General features: G+C 71.0%; 20 protein-coding genes. 12 read left to right on the top strand and 8 right to left on the bottom strand.

Annotated features, from left to right (window positions below):
- Positions 1 to 31: 31 nt before the first annotated feature.
- Positions 32 to 2,776 (bottom strand): HAD-IC family P-type ATPase, encoded by a 2,745-nt coding sequence (locus tag ABE438_RS03560; protein WP_465248548.1) that lies wholly within the window; start codon positions 2,774 to 2,776, stop codon positions 32 to 34.
- 177 nt (positions 2,777 to 2,953) lie between these two features.
- On the opposite strand from ABE438_RS03560, the gene ABE438_RS03555 reads away from it, so the two are divergent.
- The 5 genes from ABE438_RS03555 to fabI are packed head-to-tail and all read left to right on the top strand — an operon-like array spanning position 2,954 to position 8,765.
- Positions 2,954 to 3,544, top strand: coding sequence for a TetR/AcrR family transcriptional regulator (locus tag ABE438_RS03555; RefSeq protein ID WP_346501156.1), 591 nt, complete (start codon positions 2,954 to 2,956; stop codon positions 3,542 to 3,544).
- Between the two features lie 53 nt (positions 3,545 to 3,597).
- Positions 3,598 to 5,394, top strand: a complete 1,797-nt coding sequence (locus tag ABE438_RS03550) for a PHA/PHB synthase family protein (protein WP_465248547.1) — start codon at positions 3,598 to 3,600, stop codon at positions 5,392 to 5,394.
- A gap of 7 nt (positions 5,395 to 5,401) precedes the next feature.
- Positions 5,402 to 6,805: a bifunctional enoyl-CoA hydratase/phosphate acetyltransferase gene (locus ABE438_RS03545; protein WP_346501155.1), complete on the top strand. Its 1,404-nt coding sequence runs from the start codon at positions 5,402 to 5,404 to the stop codon at positions 6,803 to 6,805.
- A complete protein-coding gene (locus tag ABE438_RS03540) occupies positions 6,802 to 7,995 on the top strand; it encodes an acetate/propionate family kinase (protein WP_346501154.1) in 1,194 nt (397 codons plus the stop codon). Before ABE438_RS03545 ends, ABE438_RS03540 begins: the two co-directional genes overlap by 4 nt.
- Entirely contained in the window at positions 7,992 to 8,765 is a 774-nt protein-coding gene (gene fabI, locus ABE438_RS03535) for an enoyl-ACP reductase FabI (RefSeq protein ID WP_346501153.1), read from the top strand. Before ABE438_RS03540 ends, fabI begins: the two co-directional genes overlap by 4 nt.
- Here fabI and ABE438_RS03530 read toward each other — a convergent pair.
- Both ABE438_RS03530 and ABE438_RS03525 read right to left on the bottom strand, forming a co-directional pair.
- A complete protein-coding gene (locus ABE438_RS03530) occupies positions 8,750 to 10,282 on the bottom strand; it encodes a bifunctional aminoglycoside phosphotransferase/ATP-binding protein (protein ID WP_346501152.1) in 1,533 nt (510 codons plus the stop codon). The two genes, fabI and ABE438_RS03530, sit on opposite strands and share 16 nt — an antisense overlap.
- A gap of 79 nt (positions 10,283 to 10,361) precedes the next feature.
- Positions 10,362 to 11,294 (bottom strand): LysR family transcriptional regulator, encoded by a 933-nt coding sequence (locus tag ABE438_RS03525; protein ID WP_346501151.1) that lies wholly within the window; start codon positions 11,292 to 11,294, stop codon positions 10,362 to 10,364.
- A gap of 90 nt (positions 11,295 to 11,384) precedes the next feature.
- Between ABE438_RS03525 and ABE438_RS03520 the strand changes: the two genes are divergently transcribed.
- From ABE438_RS03520 to ABE438_RS03510, 3 genes are all read left to right on the top strand, one after another.
- Positions 11,385 to 12,194, top strand: coding sequence for an NAD(P)H-dependent oxidoreductase (locus ABE438_RS03520; RefSeq protein ID WP_346501150.1), 810 nt, complete (start codon positions 11,385 to 11,387; stop codon positions 12,192 to 12,194).
- A gap of 199 nt (positions 12,195 to 12,393) precedes the next feature.
- Positions 12,394 to 12,645 (top strand): hypothetical protein, encoded by a 252-nt coding sequence (locus tag ABE438_RS03515; protein ID WP_346501149.1) that lies wholly within the window; start codon positions 12,394 to 12,396, stop codon positions 12,643 to 12,645.
- Positions 12,646 to 12,757: 112 nt separating this feature from the next.
- Positions 12,758 to 13,357, top strand: a complete 600-nt coding sequence (locus ABE438_RS03510; protein ID WP_346501148.1) for a DUF2939 domain-containing protein — start codon at positions 12,758 to 12,760, stop codon at positions 13,355 to 13,357.
- Between the two features lie 65 nt (positions 13,358 to 13,422).
- Here the strand turns inward: ABE438_RS03510 and ABE438_RS03505 are convergent, their stop codons facing one another.
- Entirely contained in the window at positions 13,423 to 14,181 is a 759-nt protein-coding gene (locus ABE438_RS03505; protein WP_346501147.1) for an invasion associated locus B family protein, read from the bottom strand.
- 326 nt (positions 14,182 to 14,507) lie between these two features.
- Between ABE438_RS03505 and ABE438_RS03500 the strand changes: the two genes are divergently transcribed.
- Both ABE438_RS03500 and ABE438_RS03495 read left to right on the top strand, forming a co-directional pair.
- Positions 14,508 to 16,262: an extracellular solute-binding protein gene (locus ABE438_RS03500; RefSeq protein WP_346501146.1), complete on the top strand. Its 1,755-nt coding sequence runs from the start codon at positions 14,508 to 14,510 to the stop codon at positions 16,260 to 16,262.
- A gap of 11 nt (positions 16,263 to 16,273) precedes the next feature.
- A complete protein-coding gene (locus tag ABE438_RS03495) occupies positions 16,274 to 17,299 on the top strand; it encodes an AMP-binding protein (protein ID WP_346501145.1) in 1,026 nt (341 codons plus the stop codon).
- Between the two features lie 10 nt (positions 17,300 to 17,309).
- On the opposite strand, the gene mfd is transcribed toward ABE438_RS03495, so the two are convergent.
- A complete protein-coding gene (mfd, locus tag ABE438_RS03490) occupies positions 17,310 to 20,855 on the bottom strand; it encodes a transcription-repair coupling factor (RefSeq protein ID WP_346501144.1) in 3,546 nt (1,181 codons plus the stop codon).
- A gap of 175 nt (positions 20,856 to 21,030) precedes the next feature.
- On the bottom strand, positions 21,031 to 21,327 hold the full coding sequence (locus ABE438_RS03485) for an FAD assembly factor SdhE (RefSeq protein WP_346501462.1): 297 nt from the start codon (positions 21,325 to 21,327) through the stop codon (positions 21,031 to 21,033).
- Between the two features lie 141 nt (positions 21,328 to 21,468).
- Between ABE438_RS03485 and recG the strand changes: the two genes are divergently transcribed.
- Positions 21,469 to 23,571: an ATP-dependent DNA helicase RecG gene (gene recG / locus ABE438_RS03480; RefSeq protein WP_346501143.1), complete on the top strand. Its 2,103-nt coding sequence runs from the start codon at positions 21,469 to 21,471 to the stop codon at positions 23,569 to 23,571.
- A gap of 7 nt (positions 23,572 to 23,578) precedes the next feature.
- Here the strand turns inward: recG and ABE438_RS03475 are convergent, their stop codons facing one another.
- Positions 23,579 to 24,295, bottom strand: a complete 717-nt coding sequence (locus tag ABE438_RS03475; protein ID WP_346501142.1) for a DUF502 domain-containing protein — start codon at positions 24,293 to 24,295, stop codon at positions 23,579 to 23,581.
- Between the two features lie 150 nt (positions 24,296 to 24,445).
- Here ABE438_RS03475 and ABE438_RS03470 point away from each other — a divergent pair, with 150 nt between their 5' ends.
- The gene (locus ABE438_RS03470) at positions 24,446 to 24,844 is read left to right on the top strand and encodes a YbaN family protein (protein WP_346501141.1); all 399 of its coding nucleotides are present in this window, start codon (positions 24,446 to 24,448) and stop codon (positions 24,842 to 24,844) included.
- Positions 24,845 to 24,922: 78 nt separating this feature from the next.
- On the opposite strand, the gene glmS is transcribed toward ABE438_RS03470, so the two are convergent.
- Entirely contained in the window at positions 24,923 to 26,749 is a 1,827-nt protein-coding gene (gene glmS, locus ABE438_RS03465) for a glutamine--fructose-6-phosphate transaminase (isomerizing) (protein WP_346501140.1), read from the bottom strand.
- Positions 26,750 to 26,752: the final 3 nt, after the last annotated feature.

The raw sequence follows: 26,752 nt of genomic DNA, 5'->3' as shown, positions 1-26,752 counted from the left end.
TTGAAGTCCGTGGTCTCGCGCAGCCGCGGCGTCAGACGCCGCCGAGCCGTGCCATCAGCCCCGTCCGGCGCAGGACGAGCTTCTCGCCCTCCAGCAGGCCGAACATGGCGACGCCGATCAGCACGATGACGACGCCGTCGGCCAAGGCGACCGGGCGCGTGCCGAACAGATCCTGCATCCAGGGAGCATAGGTGAAGCCGAGCTGCGCCGTCACCACCGCCGCGATCGCCAGCAGCACGCTCGGCGTGCCCAGCGCGCCGCGCCAGCTCAGCGAGCGCCCGTGCAGGAAGCGGACGTTGAACAGGTAGAAGATTTCCATGACGACCAGCGTGTTGACCACCATGGTGCGTGCGGTCTCGTCGGAGAGGCCCTTCGCCCGGGCATAGGCGAAGATGCCGAAGCCGCCCAGCATGAACAGTGCCGAGACCAGCACCACGCGCCAAAGCAGGAACGGCGTCAGCAGCGCGCTGTCCGGCGCCCGCGGCATGCGCCGCATCGTATCGGGCTCAGCCGGCTCGAAGGCGAGCACCAGGCCGAGCGTCACCGTCAGCACCAGGTTGAGCCAGAGGATCTGCACCGCCGTCATCGGCAGCGCCATGCCGAGCGCGATCGCGGCGATGATCATCAGCACCTCGCCGCCATTGGTCGGGATGGTCCAGGCGATCACCTTGCGGATGTTGTCGTAGACCGTGCGGCCCTCGTGCACGGCGGCGACGATCGTCGCGAAATTGTCGTCGGTCAGCACCATCTGCGCGGCCTGCTTGGCGGCTTCCGTGCCCTTTCGCCCCATGGCGATGCCGACATCCGCCTGCTTCAGCGACGGCGCGTCGTTGACGCCGTCGCCGGTCATCGCCACCACCGCGCCGGTCGATTGCAGGGCCCGCACGATGCGCAGCTTGTGCTCCGGATTGGCGCGCGCGAAGACATGGGTCGCCAGCGCAAGCGCCGGAAGCTCGTCCTCGCTCACCGTCTCCAGCTCGGCCCCCGTCACCACGCGTGGCGCCTCGGCCAGGCCGAGCTGGCGGGCGATCGCCGCGGCCGTCGCGCCATGGTCGCCGGTGATCATCTTGACCCCGATCCCGGCCGAGCGGCATTCGCGGACCGCAGCCACCGCCTCGTCGCGCGGGGGATCGATGAAGCCGACCAGCCCGAGGAAGACGAGACCGTCCGCCAGCACATCACGGGCGATCGTCTCGACCTCGCCCGCGACAGGCTTCGCCGCGAAGCCGAGCACGCGCTCGCCGGCGCCGGCCGCCTCGGCGATCGAAGCCGTCCAGAAGGCATGGTCGAGCGGCTGGGGCTCGCCCGCCCCCGCCTGGAGCGCGCACATGGCGAGCAGCCGCTCTGGCGCGCCCTTTACCAAGATCGTGCGACGGCCGGCGCCGTCCTCGTGCAGCGTCGCCATGAAGCGGTGCTCGGCGTCGAAGGGAATCTCGTCCAGGCGCCGGTGCCCGCCGCGCACAGCCTCGCCGTTGCAGCCGGCGCGCCCGGCGAGCGCGACCAGCGCGCCCTCCATCGGGTCGCCCTCGACATGCCACTCGCCCCCGCGCTGGCGCAGCACCGCGTCGTTGCAGAGCAGCCCGCAGCGCACGAGTTCGGCGACCGGGACTGCGACGGTGTCGCCCGCCGGAACGGCCTCCCCGGCGCCGTCGGCCAGCCTGCCGGCCGGTGCATAGCCAACGCCTTCGGCGAAGATCGTCCCATCGGAGACGACGATGCGGCGCGCCGCCATCTCGTTGCGGGTCAGCGTGCCGGTCTTGTCGGAGCAGATGATCGAGGTCGCGCCGAGCGTCTCGACCGCCGGCAGGCGGCGGATGATGGCGTTGCGGGCCGCCATGCGCCGCACGCCGATGGCGAGCGTGATGGTGATCACCGCCGGCAGGCCCTCGGGCACCACGCCCACCGCCAACGCCACCACCACGACGAGCGCATCGTCCCAGGGATAGCCGCGCAGCAGCGTCGCCAGCGCGAAGACCAGCACGGCCCCCGCGATCGCGACAGAGGTGAAGCGCCGGCCGAACTGGTCGATCTGGCGCAGCCGCGGGGTTTCGAGCGGCTGGGCGGCGCCGATCAGCCGGCTGATCCGCCCGAGCTCGCTGGCTTCGCCGGTGGCGACGACGAGCCCGGCGCCCTGCCCGGCCGCGACGAGGCTGCCGGAATAGGCCATGGACGAGCGGTCGCCGAGCGCGGCCTCGGCCACCACCGGCGCCACGGCCTTGGCGGACGCGACCGATTCACCGGTCAGGATCGCCTCGTCGATCAGCAGGCTGCGGGCACGCAGCAGCCGCAGATCGGCAGGCACCCGGTCGCCGGGTTCGAGCAGCACCACGTCTCCCGCGACGATCTCTTCGGCCGGGACCGACAGGCGATGGCCGTCGCGCAGCACCGGCGCGCGCGGCGCGATCATCCGGCTGATGGCGTCGAGCGCCTGCTCGGCCCGCCCCTCCTGCACGAAGCCGATCACCGCATTGACCAGCACCACCGCGACGATGACGGCGGCATCGACGAGATGCCCGAGCAGCGACGAGGCGACCGCCGCGGCGATCAGGAAATAGATCAGCGCGCTGTGGAACTGGCGCAGGAAACGCAGCGCCGGATTGGGGCGCGGCGGCACCGGCAGGCGGTTCGGCCCGTTGCGCGCCAGGCGCAGCGCGGCTTCAGCGCCGCTCAGCCCGCCGGGCACGGCCGCCAGCCTTAAGATCGCGGCCTCCGTGGTCATGGCGTGCCAGGCGGGGCCGGCAGCGGTCGCAGCGGCGCGGTCGGGGGCCTCGGCCATCGTGTCGCATCTCCATCTTTTCGATGGCGGCGCGTCCCGGCCGTAACCCGGCGGGCCGCCCCGTCATGGCAAGCCGGATTATCTGCCGCTAGGTCACCCTGCATTGATCGAGATCAACGCGCGTTGACGCCGACGCCGCTACGCTGCGCCTGCATGCTCGACAGGGATCCCAAGCCGATGCCCGCCCCCGTGACCTCCGGCCGTTCGGCACGCGACACGCGCCAGCGCATCCTGCGCGCCGCGCGGCTGCGCTTCGCCGCGCAGTCCTACGAGGCGACGGCGCTGCGTCACATCGCCGGCGATGTCGGCGTCGATGTCGCGCTGGTGCACCGGGCCTTCGGCTCGAAGGAGGCGCTGTTTCGCGAAGCGGTCGCGAGCGCCTTCGACGACGGCTTCGCGCAAGCTGCGGCCGCGCCTGCCCCGGCCGGGCCCCTCGCCGCCCGGCTCTCCCGCCAGCTTGGCCAGGCGCAGGCCGACGAGCCGGCGCCCTTCGACATTATCGTGCGCTCGCTGTGCAGCGGCCAAGCCAGGCCGATGCTGCGCGAGATGGTGCTGCGCGACTTCGTCGCCCCGCTCGCCGCCCGCTTCGACGAGGACGGCCAGACGCGCGCCACGCTCGCCCTCGCCTGTCTCGCCGGCGTCGCATTGCTGGGTGAGGGTCTCGGCCTCCCGGCCCTCGACCCTGCGAGGATGGAGGAGGTCGTGCCGATGCTCGAAGCCATGCTGAACGCCTGCCTCGGCGTGCCGACCGACGCGACGCCGGCCTGACCGGCCTTGCCAGACGCCGCGCCCAGACCGACCATCCCGCCGAAAGGACCGCCATGCCGCGCAAGTCTCCACCCCACGCCAGCCGGCCCGACGAGACCGCCATCCCGGCGCCGCCGGAAGCGCTCGGGCTGGAAGCCTTCCGCTCCATGGACCGCATGCGCGAGGCGCTGGCTGCCCAGTTCACCGGCGGGCTCTCGCCGCAGGCCCTGGCGCTCGCCTATTACGACTGGGCGATCCATCTCGCCGCCGCGCCCGGAAAGCGCGCCGAGCTGGCCTACAAGGCGACGCGCAAGGCGCAGCGGCTGCTGGCGCACCTGCTGTCGACCGCCTTCGACAAGGACGCGCCCGGCTGCATCGAGCCCCTGCCCGGGGACGACCGCTTCCGGGACGAGGCCTGGCAGCGCTTTCCCTACAATGTCTGGTCGCAGGCCTTCCTGCTCAACCAGCAATGGTGGCACAACGTCACGCGCGAGGTGCCGGGCGTGACGCCGCATCACGAGGCGGTGGTCTCCTTCGCGGCGCGGCAGGTACTCGACATGATGTCGCCGGTCAACCTGCCCTTCGCCAATCCCGAGATCGTCGCGCGCACGCTGGAGACCGGCGGCGCCAATCTGGTCGAGGGCCTGCGCAACTGGGCCGAGGATGCGACGCGGCAGCTCTCGGGCCAGCCGCCGGTCGGCACCGAGGACTTCGCGGTCGGCCGCGAGGTGGCGGTGACGCCCGGCAAGGTCGTCTACCGCAACCATCTGATCGAGCTGATCCAGTACGCGCCGGCGACCGAAACGGTGCACGCCGAGCCGGTTCTGATCGTGCCGGCCTGGATCATGAAGTACTACATCCTCGACCTGTCGCCGGGGAATTCGCTGATCCGCCATCTGGTGGCGCAGGGGCGCACGGTGTTCTGCATCTCCTGGCGCAATCCCGGCGAGCAGGACCGCGATCTCGGGCTCGACGATTATCGCAGGCTCGGCGTGATGGCCGCGCTCGACGCCATCGCCGCGATCGTCCCCGGCCAGCGTGTCCACGCCGCCGGCTACTGCCTCGGCGGCACCCTGCTCTCGATCGCGGCGGCCGCGATGGCGAAGGCCGGCGACGAGCGCCTCGCCAGCCTGACGCTGCTGGCGGCGCAGACCGATTTCAGCGAGCCCGGCGAACTCGCTCTGTTCATCGACCACAGCCAGCTGCACGTGCTCGAGAGCATGATGTGGAACCGCGGCTATCTCGATTCCGGGCAGATGGCCGGCGCCTTCCAGCTGCTGCGCTCCAACGACCTGGTCTGGTCGCGGCTGGTGCGCGACTACATGCTGGGCGAGCGCATGCCGATGAACGACCTGATGGCCTGGAACGCCGACGCGACCCGCATGCCCTACCGCATGCATGCCGAATATCTGCGCAAGCTCTATCTCGACAACGATCTCGCCGCAGCGCGCCTCGTCGTCGAGGGGCGGCCCGTCTCGCTGCAGAACATCCGCGCGCCGCTCTTCGTCGTCGGCACCGAGCGCGACCATGTCGCGCCTTGGCGCTCGGTCTACAAGATCCACAACCTGACAGATACAGACGTCACCTTCGTGCTGACCAGCGGCGGCCACAATGCCGGCATCGTCAGCGAGCCCGGCCATCCCCGCCGGCATTTCCGCATCGCGACGCAGGCCCATGGCGCGCTCAGCCTCTCGCCCGACGAATGGGTCGAGGCGGCTGAACTGCGCGAGGGCTCCTGGTGGACGCCCTGGATCGAGTGGCTCGCCGGCCAAGGGACAGCCGAACGCATCGCCCCGCCGCCGATGGGCGCGCCCGAGGCCGGCTTCGCGCCGCTCGCCGACGCGCCCGGCACCTATGTCCTGCAACGCTGAGGCCTCGATGGACCAACCGCTTCTCAGGAACCGCCCCTTCGACGCGCTCGCCATCGGCGAGAGCGCCTCGCTGGTGCGCATCGTCGGCCGCGACGACATCGACCTGTTCGCCACCGTCTCCGGCGATGTGAACCCGGCCCATCTCGACTCAGCCTTCGCCGCGACCGACCTGTTCGGCCATATCGTCGCTCACGGCATGTGGACGGCAGCGCTGGTCTCGACCGTGCTCGGCACAAGACTGCCCGGGCCCGGCACCATCTATCTCGGGCAGGAGCTGCATTTCCTCAAGCCGGTCTGCCCGGGCGACACGATCACGGTGACCGTCACGGTGCTCGAGAAGCAGGCGGAGAAGCGCCGCGTCCGGCTCGACACCCGCGCCGTCAACCAGACGGGCGAGGAAGTGCTGGCCGGCGTCGCCACGGTGATCGCGCCCGACCGCGAGATCGTCGTGCCGGGCGCGCGCCTCCCGGAGGTCTCGCTGCGCCGCGACGACGACTACCGCGCCTTCGTCGCCAGGGCGCGCGCCCTGCCCGCGTTGACTGCGGCGATCGTCCATCCCTGCTCGCCCGAGGCGATCCTCGCCGCGGTCGAAATCCGTGACGAGGGCCTGCTCGAACCGCTGCTGATCGGCCCGGAAGCGAAGATCCGCGCCGCCGCCGAGAAGGTCGGCGTCTCGCTCGACGGGATGGCGATCGAGTCGACCGAGCACAGCCATGCCGCCGCCGCCCGCGCCGTCGAGCTCGCCGTGGCTGGCAAGGTCGCGGCGCTGATGAAGGGCAGCCTGCACAGCGACGAACTGCTCGGCGCCGTGGTGGCGCCCGGCAGCGGCCTGCGCACCGAACGCCGGGTCAGCCATGTCTATGCGATGTCGGTCCCGTCCTACCCGAAGCCGCTGATCGTCACCGACGCCGCCATCAACATCCAGCCGACGCTCGAGCAGAAGCGCGACATCTGCCAGAACGCCGTCGACATGCTGCATGTGCTCGGCATCGCCGAGCCGCGCGTCGCGGTGCTCGCCGCGGTCGAGACCGTCAACGCCCGCATGCCGTCGACGCTCGACGCCGCGGCGCTGACGGTGATGGCGGCGCGCGGCCAGATCACCGGCGCCCGCGTCGACGGCCCGCTCGCCTTCGACAACGCGATCAGCCCGGACGCCGCCCGCACCAAGGGCATCGTCTCGCCCGTCGCCGGCCAGGCCGACATCCTGCTCGTGCCGGATCTCGAAGCCGGCAACATGCTAGCCAAGCAGCTGATCTATCTCGGCGGCGCCGATGCGGCCGGGCTCGTGCTCGGCGCGCGCGTGCCGATCATCCTGACCAGCCGCGCCGATTCCCTGAAGACCCGCATCGCCTCGGCCGCGCTCGCCAAGCTCGTCGCCGCCGGCCGCGATCCAGCGCAGGGTGCCGCATGAGCGACGCACTGCTGCTCACCTTCAACGCCGGCTCGTCCACCGTGAAGATCGGCCTGTTCGCCCTGGAGGCGAGCGGGCCGCGCCGGATCGGCAAGGGCATGATCGACTTCCGCCAGCAGCCGCTGCGCTTCGTCCTCAGCGAGGGGCCGGACCGTTTCGACATCGCGCTGGAGGCCGCGCCCGACGAGGAACTGCACGACGTGCTGCGTGAGGCGCTGCGCCGCCTCTCCTGGCATTTCGATATCGGCGCCGTCGCGGCGGTCGGCCACCGCATCGTCCATGGCGGCGACGGCTTCGCGGGGCCGGTCAGGCTCGACGACGCGGCGCTGGCGGCGCTCGACGCGCTCGTGCCGCTGGCACCGCTGCACCAGCCGCAGGGACTTCGGCTCGTGCGCGCCATCCGGCATCTGCGGCCCGAGCTGCCGCAGACCGCGTCCTTCGACACCGCCTTCCACCGCAGCCAGTCGGAGCTGGTGCGCCGCTTCGCCATCCCGCGCGCGCTGCACGATCAGGGAGTCAAGCGCTACGGCTTCCACGGCCTGTCCTACCGCTTCATCGCCGGCGAGCTGGCGCGGCGCGAGCCCGCTTTGGCCGGGGCGCGCACCGTTGTCGCCCATCTCGGCAGCGGCGCCAGCCTGTGCGCGCTGGAGGCCGGCAGCAGCCGCGACACCTCCATGGGCTTTTCCGCGCTGGACGGCATCCCGATGGCGACGCGCTGCGGCGCGCTCGATCCCGGCGTGGTGCTGCACCTGATCGGCTCGCAGGGCCGTTCGCGCGACGATGTTGAGGCGCTGCTCTACAAGCAGTCCGGCCTGCTCGGCATGTCCGGCATCAGCGCCGACAGCCGCGACCTGATCGAGAGCGCGGCGCCCGAAGCCCGCGAGGCGCTCGACGTCTTCAGCTTCCGCATCGCCGGCGAGATCGCCCGGCTCGCCACCACGCTGGGCGGGCTCGACGCGATCGTCTTCACCGCCGGCATCGGCGAAAACCAGCCGGCCATCCGCACCGCCGTCTGCGCCCGCCTGGCCTGGCTCGGCGTCGCGCTGGACGCGCCTGCCAACGCCGATAACGCCCCGCGCATCTCCGCCGAGGGCAGCCGCGTCGGCGTCTTCGTCATCCCCACCGACGAGGAGCAGATCATCGCCGACGAGGCGGTCTCGCTGCTCCACCCGAAAGGCAGAGCCTCGTGACCGCGATCGTCGATCTCTCCGGCAAGCGCGGCCTCGTGGTCGGCGTCGCCAACCAGCACAGCATCGCCGCCGGCTGCGCCGCGGCCTTCCGCCAGGCCGGCGCCGAAGTCGCGCTGACCTGGCTCAACGACAAGGCCCTGCCGCATGTCCGCCCGGTGGCGGAGGGGCTCGGCGCCTCGCTGCTCGGCCCCTGCGACGTGCGCGAGCCCGGCCAGCTGGAGGACGTCTTCGCGCAGATCGCCCGCGACTGGGGCCGGCTCGATTTCCTGCTGCACTCGATCGCCTTCGCCCCGCGTGAGGATCTGCATGCCGGCGTGATCGACTGCTCGGCCGAGGGCTTCGCCATGGCGATGGACGTGTCCTGCCATTCCTTCCTGCGGATGGCGAAGCTCGCCCGGCCGCTGATGACGGACGGTGGCGCCCTGCTCACCGTGAGCTTCTACGGCGCCGACCGCGTGGTCGAGCACTACAACCTGATGGGGCCGGTCAAGGCCGCGCTGGAATCGAGCGTGCGCTATCTGGCTGCCGACCTCGCCGGCGAGCGCATCCGCGCCTTCGCCATCTCGGCCGGCGCGGTGAAGACGCGCGCGGCCTCGGGGATCGACCGCTTCGACGAACTGCTCGACCGCATGCGCGAGCGCACCCCGGCCGGCCAGCTCGTCAGCATCGACGATATCGGCAAGGTAGCCGCCTTCCTCGCCAGCGAGGCCGCAGCGCCGATGACCGGCTCGGTCGTCTTCGCCGATGGCGGCTTTCACACCATGGCCTGAGCCACCGCCTGGGCCTGAGCGACCGCCTGCAAGGCGGCAGCCCCCACCGCCGCGATCCCGCCCTCGCCCGCAATCCGCCGCCACTCGACCGGACCGGCGCCGCGGGCGAGCTGCGCCGCGACCACGGCGGGTGTCGCGTCCGACGGGTCATCGCGCCGGGCGGCAACCCGCGCCGCCAGCGCGTCTTGCGGCACATCGAGCCAGAGGCCGAGGAAAGGCACGCCAGCCGCCTGCGCCACAGCGGCGGTCCGCGCCCGCTCGTCCTCCCGGTCGAACACCGCATCCGCCACGACGCCATGGCCGCCGCGCAGGATGGTTTCGGCGCGCCGCATCAGCCCGGCATAGATCTCGGCCGAGACCTCCGGCCGGTACGCCTCCTGCGGCAGGCGCGTCTGCGCGGAGACGCCGAAACGCTGCTTGCGCAGCCGGTCGCTCGACAGGATCCGCGCCCCCGGCGCCGGCCCGACCGCATGAGAGAGAGCCGCCGCGACCGTCGATTTGCCCGAGCCCGAGAAGCCGCCGACCGCGATCAGAAGCGCGGGCTGCGGCGCCAGCAGCGCCTCCGCCAGCGCGGCATAGGACAGCGCCTCGGCGCGCTTGTCCGCGTCCTCGCCGGCTTGCGCCGCGGCGACATGCGCCCTGACCGCCGCCCGCACCGCCATCAGGAACGGCAGCAGGCCGAGTCCGGCTTCCTGCTCCGGCGCGGCGTCGAGATAGCGATTGAGCAGCAGGTTCGCCAGCGCCGGCAGGCCGCGATGCCACAGGTCCATCAGCACGAAGGCGAGATCGTAGAGCACGTCGGTCGTCGCCAGCGCCTCGTCGAATTCGAGCCCGTCGAACAGCGTCGGCTCGCCGGCGAACAGGCAGATGTTCCGCAGATGCAGATCGCCATGGCAGAGCCGCACCATGCCGGCGCGGCCGCGCGCATCGAGCAGCGGGGCGTGCCGGGCGAGAGCGTCCTGGAAAGAAGCCTCCAGCCTGGCGAGCGCATCCGGCGCGAAGACGCGGCTGCTGCGGAAGGCTCGCGCATTGACGGCGAGCACCGCCGCCATCGCCGCCGCGCCACCGCTGTCCTGGCGCGGCGCGGCCAGCGCGTGGAAGGAAGCGATCCGCTCGGCGAGCCCGGCGACCAGCGCAGGCGTCAGCGTGCCGGCCTGCGCCATGGCGTCGAACAGCCCCGCCTCGTCGAAGCGCGCCATCTCTACCACCGCGTCGACCAGCTCGCCGGCGCCGTCGAGCCGCAGGCCTCCGTCCGCCTCGCAGGTGATGCGCCGCACGCCGCGATAGAGCGCCGGCGCGGTCCGCCGGTTCAGCGCGAGCTCGCGCTCGCAGGCCGCGAGCCGCAGGCGCGGCGTGGCGAAATCGAGATAGGGCAGCGTCACCGCCCGCTTCAGCTTGAAGACGCGCGTCGCGCCGATCAGCACCAGCGAGATATGCGTGCGCACCAGCCGGATCTCGCCACCGCCGAGCTCGGCCCGCAACAGCGCGATCACCTCGTCCCGGACATCGTCCGCCATCGCGCCGCCTCCCGCCTGTACACCGGAGGCAGCATAGCGCCGGCCGCGGCGCTGGCCATTGACCGGGCGCAAGGCGGCCCTATCCGGCCGGCCGCGCCCGCTCGATGCCCGGCAGGCGGCCGATCGCCTCGGCGAGATCGTCGATCAGCAGGCGGACGCGGGCGATCGCCGCCCGCTCCGGCAGGATCAGCATGCTGAGCGGCACAGGCGGCAGGGCGTAATCCGGCAGGACCACCTCGAGCCGCCCGTCGGCGAGCAGGTCGTCGACCAGCCAGCAATGCGCCGGCGCGACGCCACGGCCCGCCAGCAGCGCCTCGCGCGCGGCGAGGCCGTGGTCGAGCCGCAGCCGTCCGGTGAAAGGCACTTCGTGGCGCGCACCGTCCCGCCCCTCCAGCACCAGCAGGTCGCTGCTGGCGATGTTCGTCATGCGGATCGCCTCATGGCCGCGCAGGTCCTGCGGGCTCGCGGGGCGCCCGCGCCTGGCGAGATAGGACGGCGCCGCCACCAGGGCCCGCCGCGACTGCCCGAGCGCCCTGACCTTCAGCGAGCTGTCGCTGAGCGGCCCGAGGCGAATCGCCACGTCCACACCCTCGCGCACCAGGTCGATCCGCTCGTCGGTGAGGCCGAGTTCGACGCAGATCTCGGGATAGCGGTCCTGGAAGGCGAAGATCAGCCGGCCGAGATGCAGCACCCCGAGCGCGCCGGTGCAGGAGATGCGGATCGCGCCGGCCGGCGCGCCGCGCGCCGCGCGCGCCTCGTCGGCGGCCTGCTCGACCAGCCGCAGGATTTGCAGGCAGTGGGCGTAATAGCCGCGCCCTTCCGCGGTCAGCGTGACGCGGCGTGTCGTGCGGCTCAGCAGCGGCACGCCGACCGCCTGCTCGAGCTCGCGCAGATGCCGCGTGACGCTCGACTGGCCGATGCCGAAGGCGCGCGCCACGGCCGACAGGCTGCCGCGCTCCGCAACGCGGACGAAGCTGCGCATGCGCTCCAGGGTGGCGTCTGGTCTATCCATTTTCCGGCAGGATCATATCCATTGCCGCCGACTTCCGCAGCAACCCCTTATCGGCCATTTCGGGAAGGATCGCATCACCGGAGTTTCCCCATGAACATCCTGCTCGTTTTCGCCCATCCCGAGCCGCAATCGCTCAACGCGGCGCTGCGCGACATCGCCGTCGCCGAACTGGAGGCCCAGGGCCACACGGTCGGCGTCAGCGATCTCTACGCCCAGGGCTGGAAGGCGCAGATCGACCGGGCCGACTTCCCCTCGCTGGCCACCGACTCCCGGCTGAAGGTGCCGGCCGCATCGGGCGCCGACTTCGCGGCGGGGACGCTGACCGACGACGTCAAGGCCGAGCAGGAGAAGCTGCTCTGGGCCGACATGCTGATCCTGCAGTTCCCGCTCTGGTGGTTCTCGATGCCCGCCATCCTCAAGGGCTGGGTCGACCGCGTCTATGCCCACGGCTTCGCCTATGGCGTCGGTGTGCACGACGCGACGCGCTGGGGCGACCGCTATGGCGAGGGCCGTCTCGCGGGCAAGCGCGCGATGCTCGTCGTCACCGCCGGCGGCTGGGCCGAGCATTACGGGCCGCGCGGCATCAACGGGCCGATCGACGACCTGCTCTTCCCGATCAATCACGGCATCCTGCATTATCCCGGCTACACGGTTCTGCCGCCCTTCGTCGCCTATCAGGTCGACCGGCTCGACGCCGCCGGGTTCGAGGGGCTGGCGCAGGCCCTGCGCACGCGCATGCGGACGCTCGAGGCCACCACGCCGATCCCCTATCGCCGGCAGAACGGCGGCGACTACCTCATCCCCACCATGCAGCTCCGACCCGGCCTCGGCGACAGGGGCGCCGCAGGGTTCGGCCTGCACCTCGACGGCGAATCCGAGGCGGCGGCCACGGCGGCATGACGGAGCGAGCGCGGGCCCTCATGCGCCCGGAACAGGCCGGGCCCCACCGGCCGGATTAACCCTTCGCTAACCCAAAGGCGATCCAGTCCAGCAATGCGGACCTGTCGGCCCGTATGCCATCAGCTTTCATGCTGCATTCATCGTCCATACCCGACCGTGACAGCGTTCAAGTGGGCGATTTATACTCAGGAGACATGACATGAACCGCCGTTCTTTCATGACCGCACTCTTCGGCGGCCTCGCCGTGACTGCCGCCGGTGCCACGCTGACCAGCACGGACACGCTCGCAGCCCCGCTGCCGGCCGATACTGCCAGCGATCTCGACACGCTCGAGGCCGAGTTCAGCCAGTATCACCACCGCCGCCGCCCGCGGCGCCACCGCCGCCGCGTCTGCACGGTGCGCCGTGACCGGTTCGGCCGCCCGGTGCGCCACTGCCGCTGGGTCTACTGATCCGCTTCCGCGCCCCGGCCGACAGGCCGGGGCGTTTTCGTGACAGGCGCCGGATTCACCTGCCCCTCTGTCGCAGGGCCGAACCCGATCCCGCCCGGCGCGTTGGCTGGGCATGGCTCGTCACACCCGCACGATTCTGATCGGCGCCGCGCTTGCGGCCGTTGCCCTCGGCTATGTCGCCTCGCCCTATCTCGCCGTCGCCCGGCTGGCGCAGGATCTGGAGGCACGCCGGGTCGAGGCCGTGACCGCCCGCCTCGACCTACCCCAGTTGCGCCAGTCGATCGCACGCCAGCTCGCGCGCGCCTTCCTGGCGAGGAACCCCGACATCGCGAAGCAGTCGCCGCTCGGTCGGCAGGCCGGCGCGATGGTGGTCGGCGGCTTCGTCAACGCCTACCTCGCCGAGACCTTCACCCCAGAAGCCGTGGAAGCCTTGCTGCGCGACAGCCGCCCGCCGGCGGCGCTGGCCGGCGAGGCCGCCTCACTGCCCTCGCTCGGGCGCCTGCGCGGCGGGCTGGAGCTGCTGCGCACCGCGGGTTTCACCGGTCCCACCGCCTTCCGCGCCGAAGCGCCCGACAGCGCTGAGGGCACGCTCGCGCTGGGCCTGCGGCTTCAGGGCGTGCGCTGGCGCGTGACGTCGATCGAATTGCCGCGCTCCTGGATCGACCGGCTCGTCGACGATCTCGGCCGCAAGCTCCCCTCGACCGGTTCCTGAAACGCAGAACGCCGGGCCTCGCGGCCCGGCGTTCCGGTGTCATCAGCTGAAGCGGCAGACGCCGCTTACTGCTTCGGCGCGGGGGCCGGAGCGGGCGCAGGTGCGGCCGCGCCGCCACCGCCGAGCTGCTTGCGCAGCTCTTCCTGACGCTTGGCCATCTCGTCCTGCAGCTGCTTCTGCTGCTCCTCGAGCACCTTCGGATCGATCGGCGCGCCGTCGAAGCCCTTGGCGAAGTCGGTCAGCGGGATGGCGAAGGAGACCTCGCGCGCGCCCTGGTTCTGGACGCTGACATTGAGGGTGTTGCCCTTCTTCATCGCGTTGATGAAGTCGTCCTTGACCTGCGCCTCGGCGAAGCAGCCGTTCGGGAAGCAGATCGCATAGCGGCCGGTGACCGGCTGCGCATTGTCGACGCCGAAGCGGATGCCGGGCTGCAGCAGCAGGCCGAGCGGCATCAGGAAGCGCACGATCTTGTTGGCGTCGCCCTTCACGTCATAGACGGCGGCGGCGAGGACCGGCTGGCCCTGATCCGAGACGAAGTCGCGGGTGGTGTAGCAGATTTCCTTGCCGGCAGCCTGGTCCTGGCCGCAGACCTTGGTCCAGCTGGTCTGGGACGGCTCGGGCTTGACCTGCACGACCGTCGGGCCGTTGGCGGGCGCCTGCTGCTGCTGCTGGGCGGGCTGGGCCGGGCGCTGCGCCGGCTTCTGCTGGGCGAGAGCGGCGAACGGCGCGAGCGCGACGGCGGCGCCCAGCACGAGCGCGAGGCCACGGACCGTGCTCGCCGCGGTGGCGCCCTGACGCGGGGACAGGCGGGACGAAGCTGACATCGAAGATTCCCTGACCTTTTGGAAACTGTCTGGCGACCGGAACACGGTCGCAGGCATCACCTTCCGGCTCAACCGGCATGTGCGGTGCCCTATGGAAGGCTTGAGCACATCGGGCGCGATTGAGGCGTTTGAATGACGCCGCGGCTAGCGTTTAGCGAGTTCTTTCATCTGTTTCCAGCCCGAAGAGGCTCGCGCGACAAGTTTGCCCGCATGATATGGTCCGGCAGGGAATCAGGTCTCTCATGCTCCGAAATCTTGTCGAAACCGCAGGCTGGCAGCGGCTTGGCGGCCTTCTTACGGTTGCGGCCCTGCTTTTCGCGGGCGCCGTGGCGCCGGCCCGCGCCGAGGCGGACCACGCCATCGCCATGCATGGCGAGCCGGAACTGGCGAAAGGCTTCACGCACCTGCCCTATGCCGACCCAGCGGCGCGGCGGGGCGGGCGAATCATCTTCGGCCTGCAGGGCACCTTCGACAGCCTGAATCCGCTGGTCGTCCTCGGCGTCGCGCCCGACGCCGTGCCGCGCTATGTCCAGCAGAGCCTGCTGTTCCGCTCGGCCGACGAGCCCTTCACCGCCTATGGCCTGCTCGCCAGCCGCGTCGAGCTCGACGAGGCGCGCACCCGCCTCGCCTTCGAGATCGATCCGCGCGCCCGCTTCTCGGACGGCACCCCGGTGACCTCCGAGGATGTCGCCTTCACCTTCGAGATGCTGAAGAGCAAGGGCAAGCCGTTCCACCGCGCCAGCCTGGCGCGGGTGACCGGCGTCGAGACGCCCTCGCCCTCGCGCATCGTCTTCCAGCTCGGCGACGGCTCGAACCGCGAACTGCCGCTGGTGATCGGCGCCATGCCGATCTTCGCCAAGCACGCCACCGACGCCGATCGCTTCGGCGAGACCAGCTTCAAGCCGGCGCTAGGCTCCGGTCCCTATCGCGTCGAGGAGGTCAAGCCCGGCGAGATGATTCGGCTGAAGCGCCGCAGCGACTTCTGGGCCGAGGACCATCCGCTGAGCCGCGGCCTCTATAACGCCGACGAGATCCGCTACGATTTCTATCGCGACGCCAACGCCCTGTTCGAGGCGTTCAAGGCCGGCCTCTACGACGTGCGGCCCGAGGGCGACCCGACGCGCTGGATGACGGGTTACGACATTCCGCCGGTCAAGGACGGCCGCATCAAGCGCGTCTCGCTGCATTTCGACGCGCCCAAGGGCATGACCGGCTTCGTCTTCAACAGCCGCAGGCCCGAATTCGCCGATATCCGAGTGCGCGAGGCACTGGGGATGCTGTTCGACTTCGAATGGGTCAACCGCAACCTCTTCCACGGCGTCTATCGCCGCGCCGGCAGCTTCTTTTCCGATTCCGACCTCTCGGCGCTCGGCGTGCCGGCCGACCAGCGCGAGAAGGCACTGCTGGCCCCCTTCCCCGGCGCCGTGCGTGACGACATCCTCGACGGGCGCTGGCAGCCCGCCGCGACGGACGGCTCCGGCCGCGACCGCCGCCAGGCCCGCGCCGCGCTCGACCTGCTGGAGGCCGCCGGCTACCGCATCCGCGACGGCCGGCTGGTCAATGCCACGAGCGGCAAGCCCTTCGCCTTCGAGATCATGGTGACCAATCGCCCGCAGGAACGGCTGGCGCTGAACTATGCCAGCGCGCTGAAGCGGCTCGGCGTCACCGTCTCGGTGCGCCTGATCGACGACGTGCAGTACTGGCGCCGCCTCTCGGCCTTCGATTTCGACATGATCCAGTGGACCTGGCCGGCCTCGGCCTCGCCGGGCAACGAGCAGATCGGCCGCTGGGGCTCGGCCAGCGCCGAGCGCCGCGGCGCGCTGAACTATGCCGGCGTGCGCTCGCCCGCTGTCGACGCGGTGCTGCAGGCGCTGCTCGCAGCCCGCTCGCGCGAGGATTTCGTCGCCTCCGTCCGCGCACTCGACCGGCTGCTGCTCTCCGGCTTCTACGTGGTGCCGCTCTACTACCTGCCCGAGACCTGGCTCGCTCTGTCGAGGGACACGCTGATGCCGGCGCGGCAGCCGCGCTATTTCATCTCCAACGAGACGCTGTCGCGAGCAGCGCCACCAGCCGGGAACTGAGGCGCCGCGCCATGCAGCCGGGAGAGGACGACATCGCCGTGGCGAGCCTGGTCGAAGGGCTCGACTTCGACAGCCTGCTCAAGGCGCTCGCCGCCCGCCGCGGCTACGAGCCGGCCTTCCGCGATCCGCCCGGCCGGCGCGACTGGAGCGGCTTCCCGCCCAGCGCCTTCGGCTTCGCCGAGCTCGACGCCCGCGCCGACCGGCTCGCCAGCCTGCTACTGCTGCCCCGCCCCCAGCCCGGCGCCTGCGTCGTCATCCTGGCGCCGCTCGGCCCCGAGGCGCTGATCGCCATGCTGGCGAGCCTGCGGGCCGGGCTCACCCCGCTGCTGGCGCCCGTCCATGCCGGCGAGGCCGAGCTGCTGCGGCTGATCGAGCAATCGGGCGCCGTGCTTGCGGTCGGCGTGCCGCGAATCGGCACGCTGCAGCCGCTGCTGCTGCTGCGCGATGTCGCCGCCCGCGCCTTCGGCCTGCGCTTCGTCGGCGGCTTCGGCAGCGAGGTGCCGGACGGGGTGGCGGCGCTCGACACGCTGCTCGGCGGCCTGCGCCAGCCGGTTCCGACCCCGGCCGAGCGCATGCCGCTGAGCGTCGTCGACGGGCAGAGCCTGACCGGCCCGCTCGACCTGCCGGAGCGCGAGGTGCTCGCCGCCGCGCTGGAGATCTCGCGCCTGCTCAAGCCGCTCGCCTCCTCGCGCGTCGTCACCACCCTGGTCGGCAGCGACCTCGCGGCTCTGGCGACGGGGCCGGGCATGGCACTGCTCACCGGCGTCGAGCTGCTGCCGCTCGGCCTGTTCATGCTGGAGGACCTGCGGGCCTGCCTCGAAGGCGGCCGCACGGTGCATCTGGTGATTCCGGCGGCGATGGAGCCGGCGCTGGCCCGCTCCAAGCTCGGCGGGCACAAGGCGCTCGGCGGCCTCGTCGTTGTGTCCCGCGCCGGCGAGGACCGCAGCGGCCTGCGCCTCGGCCGCGCCGACCTCGCCATCGTCGACGTGCTGGTGAGATCGCCCACCAGCATCGAGATCACCCGGCGCGGCGCCTGAAGCCGGCGGCTCAGGCCGCCTTGCGCTCGGCGATCCGCGCCAGATCGGTCAGCAGGCGCCGCGTCGCCTCGAGCCGCTCGTCCGCCGTCTCGAAATCGTCGATGAAGACGACGCGCATGTCCGGCCGCACCTTGGCCAGCGTGCCCTGCTTCGCGACATAGGAGACGAGGCCTTCGGGGTTGGCGAAGGAATTCTCGCGGAAGGCGACGATGATGCCCTTCGGCCCGGCCTCGACCTTCTCGATATTGGCGCGCTTGCACAGCGCCTTGATCGCCACGATCTCGAGCAGCTGCTTGACCTCTTCCGGCAGCGGGCCGAAGCGGTCGATCAGCTCGGCGCCGAAGGATTGCAGCTCGGCGTCGTCGTCCATGGTCGAGAGGCGCTTGTAGAGCGACAGCCGCAGCGTCAGGTCGCCGATATAGCCCTCCGGGATCATCACCGGCGCGCCGATCTGGATCGCGGGCGACCATTGCGTCTCGCTCTCGAACTCGACGCCGGCCTTGAGCGCCGCCACCGCTTCCTCCAGCATCTGCTGGTAGAGTTCGTAGCCGACCTCCTTGATGTGGCCCGACTGCTCGTCGCCGAGCAGGTTGCCGGCGCCGCGGATGTCGAGGTCGTGGCTGGCGAGCTGGAAGCCGGCGCCCAGCGTGTCGAGCGATTGCAGCACCTTGAGGCGCTTGTCGGCCTGGTCGGTCAGCTTGCGGTTGGCCGGCACGGTGAACAGCGCATAGGCGCGGATCTTGGAGCGGCCGACCCGGCCGCGCAGCTGGTAGAGCTGCGCCAGGCCGAACATGTCGGCCCGGTGCACGATCAGCGTGTTCGCGGTCGGGATGTCGAGGCCGGATTCGACGATCGAGGTCGAGAGCAGGATGTCGTACTGGCCCTCGTAGAACGCCGTCATCACGTCTTCCAGCGTGCTCGCGGCCATCTGGCCATGGGCGACGCCGACCTTGCACTCCGGCACCTGCTTGTCGAGGAAGTCCTTGACCTCGGCGACGTCCTCGATACGGGGCACGACGTAGAAGGAGCGGCCGCCGCGATAGCGCTCGCGCAGCAGCGCCTCGCGCACGATCAGCGGGTCGAACGGCGTCACGAAGGTGCGCACCGCCAGGCGATCGACCGGCGGCGTCGCGATGATCGAGAGCTCGCGCACCCCGGTCATGGCGAGCTGCAGCGTGCGCGGGATCGGCGTCGCCGACAGCGTCAGCATGTGCACCTCGGCGCGCAGCTCCTTCAGCTTCTCCTTGTGGGCGACGCCGAAATGCTGCTCCTCGTCGACGATGACGAGGCCGAGATCCTTGAAGTCGACGCCCTTGCCGAGCAGCGCGTGGGTGCCGACGACGATGTCCATCGTGCCGTCCTTGGCGCCCTGCTTCACCGCCTTGAGCTCGGCCGCCGGCACGAAGCGCGAAGCCTGGCCGACCTGAACGGGAAGCCCCGAGAACCGGTCGGCGAAATTGCGGTAGTGCTGGCGGGCCAGCAGCGTCGTCGGTACCACGACCGCGACCTGCTTGCCGTTCAGCGCCGCGGCGAAAGCGGCGCGCAGCGCCACCTCGGTCTTGCCGAAGCCGACATCGCCGCAGACCAGCCGGTCCATCGGCCGCCCGGCCGCGAGATCGTCCAGCACCGCGTCGATGGTGTTCTGCTGGTCCTCGGTCTCCTCATAGGGGAAGCGGGCGCAGAACTCATCGTAGAGCCCTTCCTGCGGCACCAGGCGCGGCGCCTCCTTGAGGGCGCGGGCGGCCGCGATCTGGATCAGCTTGCCCGCCATTTCGCGGATGCGCTGCTTCAGCTTGGCCTTGCGGGCCTGCCAGCCGCCGCCGCCGAGCCGGTCGAGCACGACCTCGGTATCCTCCGAGCCGTAGCGCGACAGCAGCTCGATGTTCTCGACCGGGAGGAAGAGCTTGGCGTCGCCGGCGTAGTGGATTTCGAGGCAGTCGTGCGGCGCACCCGCCGCTGTGATCGACTGCAGGCCGACGAAGCGGCCGATGCCGTGGTCGACATGCACGACGATGTCGCCCGGCGTCAGCGAGGACAGCTCGTTGATGAAATCCTGCGGGCGCCGTGTCTTGCGGCGCGGACGCACCAGCCTGTCGCCTAGGATGTCCTGCTCGCCGATGACCGCGAGCTTGCCGGCCTCGAAGCCGGTCTCGAAGCCCCAGACGGCGAGCGCGGTCGTGCCCGGCTTCAGGTCGAAGGCGGCGCGCAGCGAGCCGGTCAGCTGGACGGTCTTCAGCCCGTGATCGGCCAGCACATGGGCTAGGCGCTCGCGCGAGCCCTCCGACCAGGCGGCGAGAATGACCCGGCGGCCGTCGCCCTGCAGCGCCTTCACATGCGCGACCGCGGCGTCGAAGACGCTGCCGGAATTGTCGGCGCGCTCGGCCGCGAAGCTGCGGCCCTGCCGGCCGCCGAGATCGACGACGAGCTTGCCCTCGCTGTCAGGCAGCTGGAACGGCGTCAGCACCGCGACGCCGGCCTCGCCGACGATGCCGCGCCAGTCCTCCGGCGTGAGATAGAGCGCCGATGGCGGCAGCGGCTTGTAGGGGATCGCGCCCGGCGAGGGCTGGTCCAGCGCCGCCTTGCGCGCGTCGTAATAGTCCTTGATCAGGCTGATGCGCTCGGCCACCGCATCGTCCGCCTGATGGTCGAGCACGATCGGCACGTCCGGCAGATAGGTGAACAGCGTGTCGAGCTTCTCCGACAGCAGCGGCAACCAGTGCTCCAGCCCGGCCGGGCGCCGCCCCTCGCTCACCGCTTCGTAGAGCGTGTCGTCGCGGCCCGGCGTGCCGAAGGTCGCGATATAGGACTGGCGGAAGCGACGGATCGAGTCGCTCGTCATCTGCGCTTCCGACATCGGCACGAGGTCGAGCCCGCGCAGCTGGCCGGTGGTCCGCTGCGTCTCGGGATCGAAGGTGCGGATCGATTCCAGCGCATCGCCGAAGAAGTCGAGCCGGATCGGCGCCGGCATGCCGGGCGGGAACAGGTCGACGATGCCGCCGCGCACCGCGAACTCGCCGGTCTCGCGCACGGTCGAGGTCCGCAGATAGCCGTTCACGTCGAGCCAGCGCGCCAGCTCCTCGATGTCGACCATATTGCCCGGCGCCGCCGAGAAGCTCTCCGACGCCACCTTGCCGAAGGCCGGCACGCGCTGGAGCGCGGCGTTCACCGTGGTCAGCAGCAGCCGCGGCCGCTCGCCCGACTTGGTCTTGGCCAGGCGCGACAGCGTCGTCATGCGATGCGCGACGATCGAGGCCGCAGGCGAGACGCGGTCATAGGGCTGGCAGTCCCAGGCCGGGAAGGTCATCACCTCGAGATCGGGCGCCACGAAGGCGAGCGCATTTTCCAGCATCTGCAGGCGCTGGCCGTCGCGGGCGACGAAGACCAGCATCGCCGCACCCTCCGCCTTCTTGGCGCGGGCCCGGGTCAGGTCGGCGAGCACGACGGCGTCGAAGCCGTCCGGTACGCCGGACAGCGTCGGCTTGTCGCCGCGCCGCAGCGCCTCGACGACGCGATCGAGCAGCGGCTTGGCGATCTGGGAGGGAGGCGGAATGCTCATGGGCAGGATTCGGTTCTAACGATCTCTTGTCATTCCGGGGCACGCCGCAGGCGGGTACCCGGAACCCACGACGGGGTGGGACATCTTGTGTCGGATTGTCAGCCGCTCACCCGGTGGGGTCCGGGTTCTTCGCGGCGCGAAGCCCCGGAATGACAGGGAGGGAGCCGACTGCGGCTCAGACATGGATCGGCTTGTCGTGCCGGTGGAAGGCCTTCAGCCGCCGGTAGAGCGCGGTGTCGTAATCCTCCGGCACCGGCACCTCGCCGGTGACCCAGCTCAGCAGGTCGCGGTCGAGCACCTCGATCAGCCGCTCGAATTCGTCGAGCTCGGCCTCGTCGAAGCCGGCGATCTCGGCATCGGCGAAGCGGCCCATGATCAGGTCCATCTCGCGCATGCCGCGATGCCAGGCGCGGAACAGGATCTTGCGCCGGCGCGGGTCGAGATCGGCGCTGCTGCGGGTCGAGCCACTCATCATCGGCCTTTCGGGCAATGGAGAAACAGGCCGGCCCCGTCGCGGAGCCTGCCGTCACGGGCTATATAGCGATCCGCCCTCGCGGAGTCAGCGGCTGGAATGCCGCCTGCCCCGCGCTCCTGACAGTTGCCGTGAGCCGCCTTGCGTCCGTCCGTCCTCGATCCCCTCTTTGCCGCGGCCACGACGCTCACCGGCGTCGGGCCCAAGCTCGGCCAGGCGCTCGACAAGCTGCTCGGCGACGAGACCCATGCGGCGCGCGTCGTCGACCTGCTCTTCCACCTGCCGACCGGCGCCGTCGACCGCCGCCCGAGCCCGAGCATCGCCGACGCGCCGATCGGGGAGATCGCGACCTTTTCCGCCCGCGTCGTCGAGCATCGCCCGGCGCCGCAGGCCAAGGCGCGGGCGCCCTATCGCGTGCTGGTCGAAGACGAGACCGGCGACGTCACGCTGATCTTCTTCCGCGCCGATCCGCGCCATCTCGCCCAGTCGCTGCCCGTCGGCGCCTATCGCATCGTCTCCGGCAAGCTCGAGCTCTGGGAGGGTATGCGCCAGATGGTGCATCCCGAGCGCATCCTAGACCCGCAGCAGGCCGACGCCCTGCCGGCGATCGAGCCGGTCTACGGGCTGACCGAGGGGCTGGCCGGCCGCACCATGGCCCGCATCGTCGCCGCCGCCGTCGAGCGCTGCCCGGACCTGCCGGAATGGCAGGACGAGGCCTTCCACGCCCGCAACGATTTCCCGGCTTTCCAGAGCGCCGTGCAGGCGCTCCACCGTCCGCAGGCGCTGAAGGACGTGCAGGGCGACAGCATCGCCCGCCGCCGCGTCGCCTATGACGAGTTCCTCGCCAGCCAGCTCGCGCTCGCTCTGGTACGGCGCCAGCAGAAGAAATCGGCCGGCCGCGCCACCACCGGCGACGGCGGGCTGCGCCGCACGCTGGAAGCCGCCCTGCCCTTCAGCCTCACCGACGGCCAGCGCCAGGCCATCGCCGACATCCATGGCGACATGGAGAAGCCCGAGCGCATGCTGCGCCTGCTGCAGGGCGATGTCGGTTCGGGGAAGACCGTGGTGGCGCTGATGGCGATGGCCGCGGCCGCCGAGGCCGGCCGGCAATCCGTGCTGATGGCGCCGACCGAGATCCTCGCCCGCCAGCACGCCGAGCGGCTGGCCCCGCTGGCGGCGAAGGCGGGATTGAACCTCGCCTTGCTGACCGGGCGCGAGAAGGGCGCCGGCCGCCGGCAGGTGCTGGCCGGGCTGGCGAGCGGCGAGATCGCCATCGCCGTCGGCACCCATGCGCTGTTCCAGGAAGGCGTCGCCTTCCACGACCTCGCCTTGGCCGTGGTCGACGAGCAGCACCGCTTCGGCGTGCACCAGCGTTTGCTTCTCGGCGCCAAGGGCGAAGCCGTCGACGTGCTGGTGATGACCGCCACCCCGATCCCGCGCACCCTGTCGCTGACCTGGTTCGGCGACATGGACATCTCGATCCTCTCCGAGAAGCCGGCGGGCCGGAAGCCGATCACCACCCGCGCCATCTCCTCCGAGCGCCATGACGAGGTCGTCGGCGCGGTGGGCCGTGCGGTCGCCGCCGGAGCACAGGTCTACTGGGTCTGCCCGCTGGTGCAGGAATCGGAGACGCTGGAGGTCGCGGCCGCAGAGGAGCGCTACGAGGCGCTGCGCGAGGTCTTCGGCGCGCAGGTCGGCCTGCTGCACGGCCAGATGCCCGGCCGCGACAAGGACGCGGCGATGGCCGCCTTCGTCGCCGGCGAGACCCGCATCCTCGTCTCGACCACGGTGATCGAGGTCGGCGTCGACGTGCCCAATGCCAGCGTCATGGTGATCGAGCATGCCGAGCGCTTCGGCCTCGCGCAATTGCACCAGCTGCGCGGGCGCATCGGCCGCGGTTCCGCCGCCTCGACCTGCCTGCTGCTCTACAAGGGGCCGCTCGGGCCGGTGGCGGAGGCCCGCCTCTCGATCATGCGCGAGACCGAGGACGGCTTCCGCATCGCCGAGGAGGACCTGCGCCTGCGCGGCGAGGGCGAGGTGCTCGGCACCCGCCAGTCCGGCTCGCCCGACTGGCGCGTCGCCCGCCCGGAGATCGACGGCGATCTGCTGGCGGCGGCGCGCGACGATGCCCGCCTGCTGATCGAGCGCGACCCGCATCTGGAGACGCCGCGCGGACAGGCGGTGCGCACCCTGCTCTATCTGTTCGAGCGCGACGTGGCGATCAGGCTGCTGCGGGCGGGCTAGCCCAAGTTCAGGGCGCCTGCGGCGCGGCCGGAACCGGCTCGTCATGGCCATGACGGCCGAGCCTGGCGACCTCGCTCGGCTGGATCAGCCCCGCCGACATCACCAGCTTGGCCGCCTGCTCGACCGTGATGGCCAGTTCCACCACCTCGCTGCGCGGCAGGTAGAAGAAGAAGCCGGTGGTCGGGTTGGGGCTGCAGGGCAGGAACACGCCGATCTGGCCCTCGCCCGGCAAGGCATCGGCGATCTCGGGTGCCGCCTCCTGCGCGATGAAGACGATCGACCACATGCCCGGCTGCGGGAACTGCACCATGCCGACCTTGCGGAACGAGGTGCCGGACTGGGAGAAGATCGTCTCGAAGACCTGCTTCACGCTCTTGTAGAGCCCGCGCACCACCGGCATGCGGTTGAGGATCGCCTCGCCGGCATCGATCAGCGTGCGTCCCACGAGATTGGCCGCGAAGAAGCCGAGCAGCGTCAGCCCGACCAGCGCGATCACCACGCCGAAGCCCGGAATCGGGAAGGGCAGGTAGTTCTCCGGCCAGAACTGCGCCGGCACCAGCGGCCTGACCCAGCCGTCGACCAGCGTCACGAACCACCAGGTCACCGAGGCTGTGATCGCGAGCGGGGCGGCAAGCACGAGGCCGGTGAAGAAATAGCGCCGCAGCCTGGTCCCGAAGGTCGGGCGCAGCAGGTCGGTCTCGACCGCCGCGCGGGGATCCGGCATCGGGGACTGGCTCATGAGCTCTGCGGCACTCCCATCGCCGACGGGGCGTCCGAAGGACTTGCCGGCACGCGGCCACGCGCCGCACTATCCGACGATAGCCGAGCGTGAATTGATCGGCACCCCCGATTCAGCGCCAGCCCCAAGGAAAGCGTGAGCGAGCCCTCCCCACCTCCACGCGGCTGGAGCAGGCATCTCTATCTGGCCGCCGGCTGGATCCTCACCGCCATCGGCGTCGTCGGGGTGATCCTGCCGCTGATGCCGGGCACGATCTTCCTGATCGGCGCAGCCTGGTGCTTCTCGCGCTCCTCGCCGCGCTTCGAGGCCTGGTTGCTCGCCCATCCGACGCTGGGGCCGCAGGTGGTGCGCTGGCGGCGCACGGGGACGATCGCGCGGCGGGTAAAATACATAGCCTGCGGCTCGATGGCGCTGAGCTTCGTGCTGGTGACGCAGACCAGCGCGCCGCCGATCGCGCTCTGGACCACCGCGATCTGCCTGCTCGGTTCGGCCTGGTACGTCGCCAGCCGCCCGGAGCCGAAGGACGGCGAATAGCGGTGCGGGCGCGCGGTGAGGCGCGCCCAGGACGGCAATGTAGCGGAGGCGAGCGGGAGGGGCGCGAGGCCCCTCGTCTCATTCCACCGTGACGGACTTCGCCAGGTTGCGGGGCTGGTCGACGTCCTTCCCCATGAAGACCGCCGTCTGGTAGGCGATCATCTGGATCGGCACGGCGTAGACGATCGGCGCGAAGAGCGGGTCCATCTCCGGCATCACGATCGTCGCCTCGGGCTCGATGCCGCATTCGGCGGCGCCGCGGGCGTCGGTGATCAGGATGATGCGGCCGCCACGCGCCGCGACCTCCTGCATGTTCGACGCGGTCTTCTCGAACAGCGCATCGTGCGGCGCGATGACGATGACCGGCATGTCCTCGTCGATCAGCGCGATCGGCCCGTGCTTAAGCTCGCCCGCCGGATAACCTTCCGCATGGATATAGCTGATTTCCTTGAGCTTCAGCGCGCCTTCGAGCGCCAGCGGGAAGCTGGTGCCGCGGCCGAGATACAGCACGTCGCGGGCCCGCGAGAGCTTGCGGGCGAGCTTCTCGATCTCCGGCTCCAGCGTCAGAGCCTGCGCCATCAGCCCCGGCAGCGCGATCAGCGACTGGACATGGGCGGCCTCTTCCTCGGCCGTGATGGCGCCGCGCGCCCGCGCCGCCGCGATGGCGAGGCCGGCCAGCGCGGTCAGCTGGCAGGTGAACGCCTTGGTCGAGGCGACGCCGATCTCCGGCCCGGCCAGCGTCGGCGCCACCACGTCGCTCTCGCGGGCGATGGTCGAGGTCGGCACGTTGACGACGGAGAGCACGTGCTGGCCCTCCTGACGCGCATAGCGCAGGCAGGCCAGCGTGTCGGCGGTTTCGCCGGACTGGGAGACGAAGAGCGACAGCCCATTGGCCGGCAGCGGCGCCTCGCGGTAGCGGAACTCCGAGGCGACGTCGATCTCGACCGGCAGGCGCGCCAGCTTCTCGAACCAGTACTTCGCCGTCAGCCCGGCATAATAGGCGGTGCCGCAGGCCGAGACGGAGAGCCGCGACAGGGCCTTCCAGTCGAAGGGCGCCGCGAAGGGCAGCCGCGCCCGGCCCTCGGCCATGTCGACGAAATGGGTCAGCGTGTGGCCGACGACCTCCGGCTGCTCGTAGATTTCCTTTGCCATGAAGTGGCTGTGATTGCCCTTCTCGACCAGGAACGCGCCGGCGGCGACGCGCTGGGCCCGCCGCTCGACCTGATTGTTGTCGGCGTCGTAGAAGGTCGCGCCATTGCGGTGGAGCACGACCCAGTCGCCCTCCTCCAGATAGGCGATCAGATTGGTGAAGGGCGCCAGCGCCAGCGCGTCGGAGCCGAGATACATCTCGCCCTCGCCGATGCCGACGGCCAGCGGCGAGCCCTTGCGGGCGCCGATCAGCAGGTCGTCCTGGCCCTCGAACAGGAAGGCCAGCGCGAAGGCGCCGCGCAGATGCGGCAGCGAGGCCGCCACCGCCGCGACCGGGTCCTTGCCGCGATCGAGCTCCCGGGTGACGAGATGGGCGACCACCTCGGTGTCGGTCTCGGTCTCGAAGCGGCAGCCATCGGCCTCGAGCTCGGCCTTGAGCTCGCGGAAATTCTCGATGATGCCGTTATGGACGACCGCCAGCTTGGCGGTGGCGTGCGGATGGGCGTTGACCTCGTTGGGCTTGCCATGGGTGGCCCAGCGGGTGTGGCCGATGCCGATCAGCCCCTCGAGCGGCTCCTTGGACAGCCGGACCTCGAGGTTCTTGAGCTTGCCCTCGGCGCGCCGACGGTCGAGCCGGCCGGCTTCGAGCGTGGCCACTCCGGCGGAGTCATAGCCGCGATACTCGAGCCGCCGCAGCGCCTCGACCACCTGCCCGGCGACGGCCTGCTTGCCGAGAATGCCCACGATCCCGCACATATC

Origin of the sequence: Allobosea sp. TWI1241 (assembly GCF_039673065.1) — a bacterium.
Lineage (GTDB): Bacteria > Pseudomonadota > Alphaproteobacteria > Rhizobiales > Beijerinckiaceae > Allobosea.
This window is presented reverse-complemented; position numbering and strand designations above follow the sequence as displayed.

Excerpts from the sequence above, each read along its gene's own strand:
- ABE438_RS03560 (WP_465248548.1), bottom strand. The coding sequence starts at position 2,776 with ATGGCCGAGGCCCCCGACCGCGCCGCTGCGACCGCTGCCGGCCCCGCC.
- ABE438_RS03555 (WP_346501156.1), top strand. The coding sequence starts at position 2,954 with ATGCCCGCCCCCGTGACCTCCGGCCGTTCGGCACGCGACACGCGCCAG.
- ABE438_RS03550 (WP_465248547.1), top strand. The coding sequence starts at position 3,598 with ATGCCGCGCAAGTCTCCACCCCACGCCAGCCGGCCCGACGAGACCGCC.
- ABE438_RS03545 (WP_346501155.1), top strand. The coding sequence starts at position 5,402 with ATGGACCAACCGCTTCTCAGGAACCGCCCCTTCGACGCGCTCGCCATC.
- ABE438_RS03540 (WP_346501154.1), top strand. The coding sequence starts at position 6,802 with ATGAGCGACGCACTGCTGCTCACCTTCAACGCCGGCTCGTCCACCGTG.
- ABE438_RS03530 (WP_346501152.1), bottom strand. The coding sequence starts at position 10,282 with ATGGCGGACGATGTCCGGGACGAGGTGATCGCGCTGTTGCGGGCCGAG.
- ABE438_RS03525 (WP_346501151.1), bottom strand. The coding sequence starts at position 11,294 with ATGGATAGACCAGACGCCACCCTGGAGCGCATGCGCAGCTTCGTCCGC.
- ABE438_RS03520 (WP_346501150.1), top strand. The coding sequence starts at position 11,385 with ATGAACATCCTGCTCGTTTTCGCCCATCCCGAGCCGCAATCGCTCAAC.
- ABE438_RS03515 (WP_346501149.1), top strand. The coding sequence starts at position 12,394 with ATGAACCGCCGTTCTTTCATGACCGCACTCTTCGGCGGCCTCGCCGTG.
- ABE438_RS03510 (WP_346501148.1), top strand. The coding sequence starts at position 12,758 with ATGGCTCGTCACACCCGCACGATTCTGATCGGCGCCGCGCTTGCGGCC.
- ABE438_RS03505 (WP_346501147.1), bottom strand. The coding sequence starts at position 14,181 with ATGTCAGCTTCGTCCCGCCTGTCCCCGCGTCAGGGCGCCACCGCGGCG.
- ABE438_RS03495 (WP_346501145.1), top strand. The coding sequence starts at position 16,274 with ATGCAGCCGGGAGAGGACGACATCGCCGTGGCGAGCCTGGTCGAAGGG.
- mfd (WP_346501144.1), bottom strand. The coding sequence starts at position 20,855 with ATGAGCATTCCGCCTCCCTCCCAGATCGCCAAGCCGCTGCTCGATCGC.
- ABE438_RS03485 (WP_346501462.1), bottom strand. The coding sequence starts at position 21,327 with ATGAGTGGCTCGACCCGCAGCAGCGCCGATCTCGACCCGCGCCGGCGC.
- ABE438_RS03475 (WP_346501142.1), bottom strand. The coding sequence starts at position 24,295 with ATGCCGGATCCCCGCGCGGCGGTCGAGACCGACCTGCTGCGCCCGACC.
- glmS (WP_346501140.1), bottom strand. The coding sequence starts at position 26,749 with ATGTGCGGGATCGTGGGCATTCTCGGCAAGCAGGCCGTCGCCGGGCAG.